General features: G+C 41.3%; 8 protein-coding genes. All 8 read left to right on the plus strand.

Features of this window, described 5'->3' with window-relative positions; genetic code table 11:
- Positions 1 to 177: 177 nt before the first annotated feature.
- On the plus strand, positions 178 to 588 hold the full coding sequence (locus H4J38_RS06655; protein WP_182130719.1) for a hypothetical protein: 411 nt from the start codon (positions 178 to 180) through the stop codon (positions 586 to 588).
- Positions 589 to 599: 11 nt separating this feature from the next.
- On the plus strand, positions 600 to 1,103 hold the full coding sequence (locus H4J38_RS06660) for a hypothetical protein (protein ID WP_182130721.1): 504 nt from the start codon (positions 600 to 602) through the stop codon (positions 1,101 to 1,103).
- Between the two features lie 65 nt (positions 1,104 to 1,168).
- The gene (gene queE, locus H4J38_RS06665) at positions 1,169 to 1,849 is read left to right on the plus strand and encodes a 7-carboxy-7-deazaguanine synthase QueE (RefSeq protein WP_182130723.1); all 681 of its coding nucleotides are present in this window, start codon (positions 1,169 to 1,171) and stop codon (positions 1,847 to 1,849) included.
- A 230-nt stretch (positions 1,850 to 2,079) separates the two neighbouring features.
- Positions 2,080 to 5,214, plus strand: coding sequence for a protein DpdE (gene dpdE, locus H4J38_RS06670; RefSeq protein WP_182130724.1), 3,135 nt, complete (start codon positions 2,080 to 2,082; stop codon positions 5,212 to 5,214).
- A 25-nt stretch (positions 5,215 to 5,239) separates the two neighbouring features.
- Positions 5,240 to 7,822, plus strand: coding sequence for a protein DpdF (gene dpdF / locus H4J38_RS06675; RefSeq protein ID WP_182130725.1), 2,583 nt, complete (start codon positions 5,240 to 5,242; stop codon positions 7,820 to 7,822).
- A gap of 114 nt (positions 7,823 to 7,936) precedes the next feature.
- Complete coding sequence (gene dpdG, locus H4J38_RS06680) at positions 7,937 to 8,824, plus strand: protein DpdG (protein ID WP_310733453.1); 888 nt, start codon at positions 7,937 to 7,939, stop codon at positions 8,822 to 8,824.
- Positions 8,824 to 11,913, plus strand: a complete 3,090-nt coding sequence (gene dpdH / locus H4J38_RS06685) for a protein DpdH (protein ID WP_182130729.1) — start codon at positions 8,824 to 8,826, stop codon at positions 11,911 to 11,913. Before dpdG ends, dpdH begins: the two co-directional genes overlap by 1 nt.
- Entirely contained in the window at positions 11,913 to 12,698 is a 786-nt protein-coding gene (locus H4J38_RS06690; protein WP_182130731.1) for a hypothetical protein, read from the plus strand. Before dpdH ends, H4J38_RS06690 begins: the two co-directional genes overlap by 1 nt.
- The last annotated feature ends 6 nt before the right edge of the window (positions 12,699 to 12,704 follow it).

The raw sequence follows: 12,704 nt of genomic DNA on the forward strand, positions 1-12,704 counted from the left end.
ATATAAAAGAGTGTGTCTAGTCCTTACGTAATATGTAAAACAACAGCTGATTTATAAGTTCAAAACAGTAAAATAGTCGAATGTTATAACTGTTTGTATTAATGTACTCATTTGTTTCATCAACTCTTCTATCTGCAGTCCATACTACTCAGATTTACTTTCATCAAAAGGAACTTTATGACGGTACAACTATCAGAGACAATCATGTATGAAGGAAAAAGTAGATCTCTTTTATCATGCCCTCTAAGTGACTATTTTTCACTGACCAATACACCATCCCCTTTTCAAATGAACTGTACGGCTCTCTGGCGAGGGTATCTAGGGAGATGGGAAATAAAAAAAGAACGGTTGTATTTAATGCAACTTGACGCAGAATTTGATGATGATAACGAAATAACTCTTCAAGATATATTTCCAGGGTTTTCAGAACGAGTTTTTGCTCATTGGTATACTGGTGAGCTAAGAATTCCAGATGGTGAGCAGATGAAATATGAGCATATCGGCTTTGGTAGTCAATATGAGAGGGATATATTGATTCAAGTTAAGCAAGGTGTTGTAGAAAAGGTTTTAGTTAAAAATAACGTTTAGGAGAGCTCAGAATGATTTACCTTATTAGCTATTTATCAATAGGCTTTATCTATAGCCTAGGTGCATCACTGTATAATAATTTTTTTAAAAAAAAAGTTACTTCGGTTGATCAAATATCTACAGGCTATTTAATTCTAGGTTTTATCGTTGGTTCATTCATTTGGCCATTTATGGCTTATTTCCATGTAAACTCATATTTAAATCCATCATTCCAACCTGAAGTCTTTAGTATAAAGCAAAAGGACTTAATTGAAGCAATGTCAGTTTTAGACGTAGAAGTAAAAGAAATTGTATATGACCCATTAAACGCTGTTCAGCAAGTGCCATTTGGCCACCTAAATAGTACATGGGAAGAGTTTAAAGCCAATTATAGTCCATCAACACTATGGTCTTTTAAGTCTGAGTATAAAGACTACTCAGGAGTGGTGATTAAAGAAGGGTATGCGAAGTTAGAAGATGATGGGACTATAAATACATATTTTATACATCAAAACTATTCCAAGCCAATAAAGTAACGTGTACTACCTTTTAATAAATTTTAAGAACTAAATTAGCGATATTTCACCAACCAGAAGAACTTATGAATATAGAAACCACTTATAAAATAAACGAAATTTTTGAAACTCTCCAAGGGGAAGGTTCTTTTACCGGTCAACCATCGATCTTTATAAGGTTACAAGGTTGCCCTGTGGGGTGTTCTTGGTGTGATACTAAACACACATGGGAAGTATCTCTAGAGCAAGAAGTAGAGCGAAATAATATTATTTCCAAACAATCAGAAAATGATAATTGGGGAAATTTTACGATTGAGCAATTAAAGGAACTATTTATCTCTGAAGGTTATCAAGCTAAACACATAGTGATAACCGGTGGTGAACCGTGTATGTACGATTTGAAACCACTTTGTAATGATTTTGAAGCTATAGGTTATAGTTGCCAGGTTGAAACCTCAGGTACTTTTGAAGTCCAAGTTTCAGATCTATGTTGGGTAACTGTGTCTCCTAAAGTTAATATGAAAGGGGGCTATAAAGTACTATATTCAGCTCTTTCAAGAGCAAATGAAATAAAACATCCTGTTGCAACGGAGCAACATATAGATGACTTAAAAGCTTTGCTAATTGAGCATGCAATTGTGAATAAGCAGATTTATATCCAACCAATAAGCCAGAAGAAGAGAGCGACAGAACTAGCTATACAATCATGTATTGAAAACAACTGGAGATTGTCAGTACAAGTACATAAATATATTGGAATTGAATAGTTGCAATTGATTGATATAAAACAATTTCTTGATTAAATATATATAATATAGTCTAATTGTACAAATAAAGTGTAGCCGTTTCGTTATGGAATATTTTACTAAGAGCATGGATGTGTCGACAGTACATTAATTTACATTATCCTTACTTAGTTTTAATTAAAATAATTTCATATAGGGCATTAAAGCCCAGTTTATTTTTAATTATCACATTAACAAAAAGGTATGTGGAAGTGGAAGTTAGTCAGTTCGTCCGGGCATCTAATGGCTTGGGTTTAGGCAAAGTTATCGAAGTTAATACTGAATCAGTAACTGTGAGTTATTTTGATTCTCCTATGCGTATGGCTGTGCAAGATAAAGTTATCCCTATCGATAAGGTTAAAGTAGAAAACTTGCTAATCGAAACTGTCGTTTATTATTATGATCTTGAGGTGCAGAAGTGGTCTGTCGGTCGTGTTGTTGGTCCTACACCACCACCGGCTGATTATCGAGTTCAGTTTCCTAACGATAAATATCGTGATTTAGCTCAAGCCGACATTTATGTTCGTTGGGACCAACCTTTATCTTCACCAGTAGAATGGCTTGCGAGTCAACAAACCTATACCCCACTATTTCAAGAAGCACGTGTCGACTTTCAAAATTGCATGTTAGACCAGCGTGAGGCTTGTGCGGGTATTACTGCTGCATTGTCATCATCGATAGCCCTTGAGTCGCATCAACTAGCTGTGGTGCGCCGAGTACTTTCTGATCCTATCCAGCGATACCTTCTTGCCGATGAAGTAGGATTAGGAAAGACAATCGAAGCCGGTTTGATTCTCAGGCAGCATATACTTGATAATCCACTAGACCATAAAGTATTGGTGCTTGTACCTGAGTCTCTTCAGACGCAGTGGAATACTGAGCTTTCTGAAAGTTTTCATCTTTATGATTTGCTCGGAGACAGCGTTATTGTGCAGAGCTACGAGCAGTACTATGCTGGTGGTGAAATTCTCGATGTTAATCTTGTTGTTATTGATGAAGCACACCATATTGCGGAAAAGGCATGGTCACCAGAACATCAAGGGGCATACCAGGCTATCGCAAAAATTGCGCATCTTAGCGAAAAACTATTGCTTCTTTCTGCAACGCCATTGGTTGGAAATGAACGCAACTTTTTAGCCATGCTACATTTACTTGATGCAAAAAATTACCATCTTACCGAACAAGGTGTCGTAGAGTTCCGTGACCGGATTGTGATCCGTGAACAGTTGGGGGGGCTAATCCAGTCATTCACGACCACCAACACCAACTTGGCACTGCGTAATAGTCTACAAACGCTGTTGCAATTGCTAAATACCGAGTCTGAATTACAGACATTGAGTGAAGAGTTACTACCATCACTACAAAGTGCCTTATTTAGTCGTGAGCGTAGCGGCGAAGCAAATCTGTTAGTGCGCAAAATTCGAAGCCATATTGCAAATCGCCATGGTGTTCACCATCGCCTATTGCGTAACCGTCGTTCATCTGCGGAGATTGGTCAATTGTTGCCAGGCTTAGATAACAATGGATTAGAGCGGTTAACCTATGATAACGCAGAGATGAATGAAGCATTGGAAGCGTGGCACCAACATATGCTGGTAGATAATTCTCAAAGTACCTGCTTTGCTTCAATCTATCAGTTGTTCGTAGAAGCAAGTTTGGGTTCTCCACAAGTATTGACTGAGTTTGCAAGTGTACGTTTGGCGCAGCACTTCCTGTCTGCCCAAGATTTCTTCCTAAGTACTGAGCAGCAGAGAGACCTCTGTTCTGATTTGACACCAGGTGAATCAGAACTGTTGGAGCAATTAATTGCCCAAGGTGAAATTGCGCAAGGTAACTACCTACAAGTGCTGGAACAACAACTTAAGCCGTTAATTAATAATACAACAGCAGGAGTTGTTATCTTTTGTGATCACCCCTGGTCTGCTAATCAACTGTACATAGAGATCGGTTTTAATTTTCCTGGTCAGATCCAACGCCATAATCCAAAACAACCATTGCGATTTGGAAAAGATTCTAATTGCCGTTTATTGATTTGTGATCGTCGTGCAGAAGAGGGTATAAATCTCCATGGTGGACGACGTGTTGCTATTCATTATGATATTCCTCTTTCTCCCAACCGTATTGAACAGCGAAATGGACGCATGAATCGTTATGCTGCCAACCAATTTGCAACCCCTGTTCGCAGTGTTGTAATTGAACCAAGTGATAAACAATCATTTGCAACTCACTGGTTAAATATTATTGATTGCACGTTCGAGATGTTCAAGCAGTCTATCGCTGGTTTGCAGTTCATTATTGAAGAGCAAATGAACCAGGTGACAGACACATTGTTCCTTGAAGGGATAGAAGCTTTTCTAAATCTTGATGATCGCCTTGTTGGCGCCGGGAAAATTCTTGAAACAGAATGGACGAAAATCCGTAACCTTGAGGCCTTGATGTCGGTTAATTCGGAAGTGATCGAAGCGCGAGAATTTGCTGATAAACTTCAAATGGTAGACGATCGAGAAGAAGAGTTTAAACGAGCATCTAAAGCCTGGATCAATAGAGTATTAGGTTTTCAAGCTAAAGAGGATAGATATGTTTATCTTACCCCTGAAAATGGGGGGAGAGCAACAATGGTAAATGTTCGTACTTTGAAAGAGCACTGCTTGTTAGGCTTTGATTCTAATAGTATGCAGCGGCAGGGACCGGTGAGTTACGAGATGGAATATTTTCGAGATGTTGCTCAGAAAACAGGTAAACGAGTTGCTCGTTTAGGTGAACCCTTCCACGACGCCATGCTATCGATTCTACCTTATGAAGAACGTGGGCTAGCGAGTGCGATGATTAGGATAAATAGTAGATTACCTAAAGACTATAAGAAAGCTTTCTTTTGTTTTGAGTACATAGCAACGACTAAGTTTGAACTAAGCAATAAGAACGCCTCCACGCTAGAGAGAATCAGTGACCAACTGATGCCCCCGAAGCGATACACTCTGTGGTTAGATAATGAGGGACTACTAGTTGATCCTGCTGTTATTCCATTCTTAGAGAAAAAATATAGCAAATATGACAAAGGTGGTAGTGACATCAATCTAGCAAAACATTGGTCACAGATTGATGATTTGTATTCGAAAGAGTTATGGCAAGATCTTTGTTTCTCTATTGAGAAGAGTGCTTTGCAATCTATCACTGCTCAATATCAGGAAGTCCACGGCCGCGGGAAAGAAAACCTAGAGAACTATCTTACCTCTGATCCTAACTTACCTGAAAATTATGTGTTGCAATTGCGTCAAGCATTTGAAAGACCAAGTTATAAGTGCTTAGCAGCACGAACTGTGTTCTTGATTTCAGATAAGCAGTCTTAAAGATTTAATAAGGTAAAAGAAAACGATGCTACAAATCTTGATCGAAGCGCTAGCGCAAGGCAGTAATCTAGGTCTAAAAAAACCAGATAACATGACAACGGTTGAACAACGCGTATGGCAGTGTTTGGCTGAAAACAGTAAGCCATTGGATCGCCGTGGTGCAATTGTTCATTGGTTGCAGCATCAAGCGTTACACGACCCAAACCTTGAGGTTCGTGTACCTCAAGATACCACGTGGCCGACGAGAACACATTGGAAGCAAAGTAGTATAGATTGCAAATCATTAGGTCAAAGTTACCTGCTGAAAGTCGATGTTCCATGGCAACCGAACTGGTTGGAAAATGGTCAACATCCGGTATTTAAAGACACATGGGCAGAGGTAAATCGACGTAAAGATACCGCAGTGCCGATTGATCCGGGTGTCGGTGCAATTATGGGGGATGCATATACTCATTATCAAGCCCCTGGACAGCGTGAAGCTGTGAGAGCAGCTGTAATGAGTGAGCCGGGTAGTACACTACTGGTTAATTTACCTACCGGCACAGGTAAAACGCTAGTTGGCCAAGTAGTGACGATGCTGGCTCCTAGAGAGAATGCGCTTAGTATTGTTATTGTACCAACCGTTGCGCTTGCTTTGGAACAAGCAGATCGCTATCGACAGGAAATCCTGTGTAAAGGTGGTCGCTCAGAAGATGTATTAGCCTGGCATTCTGGGTTAGGCCCAGATGAGCGGAGTGAGGCAAGAAAGCGTATTCGAAAAGGACAACAACGCTTGATCGTGACGTCTCCAGAGGCTGCATGTAGCTCACTGACTCCTGTGCTCTTTTACGCAGCCGAAAATGGTGGCCTACGCAATATCATCATTGATGAAGCACACCTAGTTATTCAATGGGGGACGGGGTTCCGGCCTGAGTTCCAACAACTCGGAGGCTTAGTACGAGGCTTACGTACAGCAAGTAGGACAAATGGGGTGATGCCTTGTTCAACTATCTTAATGACTGCAACGGTAACGGAAGACACTCGTCAGGGACTACGTGATATTTTTGATTCTAACATGACAGAGGTTCACGCTTGTCACCTACGACCTGAACCATCCTATTGGAGCGCTAAAGCATCTGATAGCAGTACCAAAGTGCAGTGGGTGATGGATGCATTAGCGAATGCACCTCGACCACTTATTCTCTATTTCACTGAGCCATGCCATGCTAGACAATGGCATAGGTACTTGACAAAAGAAGGGTATGGTCGACTGGGTGAGTTTACTGGTAAAACTGGTAAGGAAAAACGTGAACAACTTCTTAAGCAATGGGCAAATAATGAGTTGGATATCATGGTCGCAACCTCTGCATTTGGTGTAGGGATGGATAAAAAAAATGTGCGGTGTGTTATCCATGCTACGTATCCAGAAAACATGGACCGTTATTACCAAGAAGTTGGTCGTTCTGGACGAGATGGTAAAGCCTCAACTTCGATAATGATTTATACCGAAAAAGATGCGAAATCAGCTAAAAAGATTGGTACTGAAAGCGTAATCAGTGTCGAGCTTGGTCATGAACGCTGGACTGGTATGTGGGGGCGTGCTGAAGCTCTACACGGCGGAGAGTTATATCGTGTCGACCTAACACACTTAGTAACACGCTTGATAAACCACTCTAAACGCAATAGAAGTTGGAACCTGCGCACAATTATTCTGATGGTGCGTGCTGGTGTAATTCAGCTGGATGCCCTTCCTCAACAGATGCCGGAGCAGTTGGAAGCTCAGTCAGATGAAGCGTACGAAAAAGCTTTAGAAAAAGCTATGGAGCGTTATCGCAACTCCTTGGTAGTACGACCGTTGATGGCAAAGCATACCGACTTAGGCTTTTGGCAAGAACACGTAGAGCCGTTTCGCAAACAGATTGCCGATGCTGCTTATTCAAATTTCAGTGCACTTCAAACATGGCTTTGTAACCCTTCAGAACAGTCTTTGTGTCAGAAGCTAAGCCGCTTATATACTTTGCCTGACGCTTTTGCTTTGAAGGCATGCGGTGGTTGTCCTGTCTGCCGACAGCAGTTTGAACAACCATTAGGGTATAACTTACCGAACAGCCGAATCAATCGAGATTTTTATCAAAACTCAGCCCTGCATTGGTCTGACTTAACTGATATCAAAACCAGTCGAGCATTTATTATGTACAAGCGCCCTGATGGTTCGAGAAAAGAGATACGCAATTGGGAAATACATATTGTCGATTTGATTAAGGTTTTGTTTCAGTCGGGCATAATAGCTAGTATCCGTTTAGATAAAGATGAGTTTGCAGCGATAAACAAGGCGTCTGCTCGTCGAGGCGGTATGCCCGATAAATTGATGGTTCGGTTTACAGATGAGCGTAGTGAACCTCCAGCATCACAGTGGCCTGAACTGTGGATTCCATCATGGCGAGATGGGCAGACTCACTTTATAGTACCGGGACAGCTTCGAGTTACTAATGCACCATTGCAACTCACACTTGTTCCAGATGACATGGTAGATCCGAACCATCCAGCGGGTGAATTGTACGTTATGTTAGATAATAATAATTGGATACGAAGTAACAACTTATTGCAGGCTATAAAAGAGAAAAGCTAGTTTATTACCGTCCGCCTTGTTGCTTTGACAAGTTAAGGTAATTTATTTTTAAGTCTGTTTTGCCTTAGAGTATTCTGGGCTGGACTTATTGTTTTTATAAAGGAGATTTAAAAGGTGCCAATCATCAATAATGCCCACGGAGGTAGCCAATTTGAGGTGTTTACCGTGATACGTAATGTGCTGGAAAGTAATCAAAGAAAACCGATGACGGAAGAAACTATAGTTTCTTGGTGTCGCCCAGAGGCATTAGCATCAGGTGATAGTGCTCGCTCCAAAGTTGGTCAAGAGATTAATGCATGGAAAGATTTAGGCCTTTTACGCGAAATAGATGGAGGCCTAACTTTATGTGAGGATTACTTTCCAAATTCCTCTGTATTGACTTCTACAGCCGCTCGTCGTTGTTTATTTTCGGCAGAAAACAATCAAGACCTTGATACTCGTGACCAACGTGCAGCAGATTTGACCAAGTTAGTGTGCATGGTGCTTAGCCTTGACGTGTATCGCTATCCAGAAATTCGTTCAAATAATTTAGTAGAAATAGTCGATACGTTTTTGAGTGACTTCAGAATCAACGGAAATGAAACTCCTATAGTGCCAAGTTATATGCACTGGTTAGGCTTTGCATCACGCATAGGTAACGGCACTTACACTATCGACCCTACAGTTGCAATTAAAGAAGAGCTTTTGGCGACTGACTGCTTAATCAAACAGAATACCCAACTTCCAATTGAAAGCTTTCTACAGCAGTTAGCAAATCTAATACCTGTACTCGATGGTGGGGACTATCGTATGCATACTGAGCAACGAATGAATGATCAGAATTGGTTAAAACCAAAGGATAATGAACTATCTACATCCCTTTCGCGTGCACTGTTACGCTTGCATTACTCAAAAATTATCAAACTACAAAAATTATCTGATGCTGGCTTGCTTAATCTAAAAGGGTCAAACAACAAAGTACTTATGCCAGTGACGCACGTGACTGTATTGGGGGGTAAATAATGTCGGTATTGGAAAACTATTGGCCGCAGAAAAGCCGAGTTGAAGAATGTATTATGACGGAGGCAGAATCGCTTTCAGATAGTTTGCTGATGGCAGTTCACGAGCCAATGCGTTTGTTAAAGCGTCATCATCAGACGGGGGAGGAGATGCGTGCTGATGAACAGGCGTTGTTCGATTTTTTCTTAGAACATAATCGCCCAATCCCGATTACAGGCTCTGCTGGTGTCGGTAAGTCACATATCATCCGCTGGTTAGGAGCACAACTTGAGCGTCAGCCTGATGCTGATAAGTACCATACGATTTATATTCCAAAAAGCTCTTCAATTGCGGATGTGGTTCGCTTGCTAACCGAAGGGCTTAAAGGTGAAGTATATGATGAGATTCGTCGTTCAGTTGATGGAATTAGTCAAGAAATTAAGGTTAGTCATATTGCTGAGCACTTAGCTCTTAAGCTCCGTTTATGCTTAGATGAAGAATTACAGAAACTACAATCTAAACTGGATGTGAATTATCAGCCTAAACCTGAAGAAACTCAGTTCTTTGAGTGCTTATTCACACATGCCTCAGGGTTACAGGCGCTATTGCAAGACAGTCATCTAACCAAGCATTTTACTCGTGAAGGGGCATGTCTGTATAACATTGCTGAACGCCTTTACTTAGGTGTAAAAGATACTGAAGGCTTTGAGCAAGACTATCAAATGTATGCCGAGGACTTTGAAATTCAATCTGAAGTTGCAGCTGCTGCCATTGATGCACAGATGTATATCCAGAATAGCCAGCTATTGACCGACCCTAACTCGCGTAATAATGCTGCTTGGACATTGAACCAAGTACTTTATACCGCGTGTGGTAAGACTGCTGAAGAACTACTCAAGATTAATCCGATGACTATTCAGAAGGTGGTACGCAGTATTCGACAGCAGTTATTTGCTGACAATAAAGCCAATGAACTGGTTATTCTAATTGAAGACTTTACAACTACAACAGCGATTCAGAAAGAGTTCATTGAATGTCTAATGGAAGAAGAGCAACACCACGGTACGCAGACGCTTTGTCGATTAAAGTCAGTGATCGCGGTGACCGAAGGTTTTGCTGGTTATCTTCATGTCCGTGATGGCATTTTAGGTCGTACAGGTTACGAGTGGCTGATTGAATCGGTAAACCAAAATGAATCTGAAACATTAGATCGTATCATTGATTTCTGTGGTCGCTACCTAAATGCTGCGCGTTACGGTAACCGAAAGTTAGCAGATATGTTTAAAAAAGCTGGTAATGAACATAAATGGATAACGGTTTGGCATGATACTGAGGTGACTGAGAGTGAATATCGACCTCGTTTAGATGCGTTTGGCTACACGCATCAGGAGTATCCGTTATTCCCATATAACCGCTTAGCACTAGAGCAACTGGCGCGCAAGCATTGTATATCTCATGGGCAACTGCAGTTTCATCCTCGTTCTATCTTGCACTATTTGTTGCGACAACCATTAAAGTTGGGCCGTGAATCTTATCTTGCAAATACCTTCCCGCCGGCAAAATGGCAGAACTTTATTTGTAACACTGCCGTGGGATCTCAGTTCAGTATTTTGTCTGAACCTGAACGTGCGAAAACATTAGCAGCGGTCTGGGGGGGCAACCCAACTAGCATTCAAAGATTGAGTAACGTACTGCCACTTGAGGTGTGTGACGAGTTTAATCTGTCGGATATGGATCAAGTGTTAGATATATCTGCTGTGAAGCCACACCCTGTGGCTCCAAGGGGGAACAACCTAGAAACGAGCAACGTACATAATGTCGCAGTTACGACTACCCAAATTAATAATCCAGGAAACAAGCCAACATCACCTTCGGTAGTTAATGATCCTGACATTCCAACCGAGCCGAAAGAGATACTTGAATGGCGAGAAAAATTGGATGCTTGGCATCAAGGTTCCTCAACTTTAAAACAACCCGATGCAGCGAAATTGCGGAGATGGATTGCTGAGGGTTTAGATACTTCCATTGACTGGGGGCACTACCTGTGTCGATCACAAAAAATAAATTTTAGTAAAATTCATCTACCAGTCAAGGTCGGTAACGTTGCATCACCAGTACTTGACTTAAGTAATGCAGATGCCTTTAAGCAAAATGGTGATCAGTGGATTCCCGCATTTAATGCGATGGCAGCGTATCATCACTATAACAAAACTTGGGTATTCGAAGGTGGTGATGTCGCTTACCTTCACTACCAAAACTTCTTCGAGGAAGTCATCCCAAAGGTGACAGAGCACTTGGTTAGCCAAGAGCGTAAACTTTTAAGTAGTATTGCACATAAGTTGCTTCAAGGGGCTAGTTTTATCGGTGCAGAGGGCGCCAATGCAAGAAGTGGCCGTAAACGATTAGATGCAATACTGTTTACTACTCAAGAAAAACGCCAATACAAACTGCTTGGTGACTTGGATGCTCAATGGGATCTGGTATCCAGTCGTCGCAAAGAACTGCGTGATGAATTGGTTCGACTAGTGGCAGTGAGAAAGCCAGGCGCAGAGCCTTATGCCATTGATGGTCCATTAGTGATTGATGCCTTGAAGCAGCCTCCGGTCAAAGAACCAGACGTGCTGGATAAGGTTCTACGTGATGCTCCTAAACTGCGTAGTCAAATATTTCCAACTATTGAACTGTTACGGGAACTATTCGAAGGTGATAAGGACGCGGTAGAAGCCGCAAGTGAGCAGATCCAGGAGACCTTATCACTAGCAATTCATACTGACGTGGTGCATCCAACAGAGATAGCTTCAAAGCTTCGAACGAGTCTTAAAGCTTGGTCTAAAGAGAGCCGTACAAAACTAGTTAAAGACCTGAGCAATCTACAATTATCTGACGATAAAGAGAATGAAGCTCGTCTATTGCAAGACATTGTATCGGTGGATGCAGAACAATATGAGGTCGCTTATCAACTTTTTAATGATTTTGAGCTGTTCGAAAAAAGGACGTCGGCCTTATTGATCACAAAGATTAGGACCCAAGGTGGTGAGGAGATTGAACAAGCTCAGCAGGACGTATTTAATCAATTAGATATGATTGAGCAACAATTAGAGGAGTTGAATTAATGAGTGGTCAAATGAGCAATGAAACTAATAACGAATCTAGTGCACGCAGTCTGCTAGATCGCTGTGTGGGCTTAAGTCAACTCCTAGTTAATTACGATCAACTGCAGCGAAAAACTCAAATTCGTAATGCTTATATGGATTTAGCAAGTACGCTTGCAAAAGAAGTGGCCAAGTTGCAACTCCAAACTGGCGCGTATCTTTTGTTACTACGCAATGCCCATTTTGATAGTGAGGATACGATTGTCACTGTAATGGACAACGATCCAGTAAGTAGAGTGCGTTATGCGTTACAAAACTTCCGTCAGGCGTTTACTGAACTAAAATACGAGGTTCGTCAATCGCAAGAGCAAGAGTGGACCAAGTTGCTTGAAGAGATGCGGTCATTGACACAAAACTTTAAGCTGTACGTTGAACCTGCATGGGAAATCTACGTTAAAGAGTTACGTGATTGTTGGTTTGTCGATGAGAGTTTGCTTGAAGGTCAAATGTACATTGATGAACGTAGAAAACTTTTTGAAAAGTATCAGATAGAGAAAAAATACTTCGAGCAATCTACATCTCGTACCCCTAACTCACAGGAGGAGTTAGAACTTGTTCATCTAGCTCATGAGCGGTTATTGGCTCTACGTAAACAAATGGATTTAAAAATCCCTGCAGCAGTGAATGATTTCCTGATGGCTTCTGGACGCGGGAGAGGCGCCGAGTTGGTTTTACTGACTCCACAGGTGCTAACTTGGCTACAAAACAATGATGATGTTAGCCGTTATCGCATCAAAAGAGGTTAATAATAA

Source organism: Colwellia sp. BRX10-3 (assembly GCF_014077505.1).
Lineage (GTDB): Bacteria > Pseudomonadota > Gammaproteobacteria > Enterobacterales > Alteromonadaceae > Cognaticolwellia.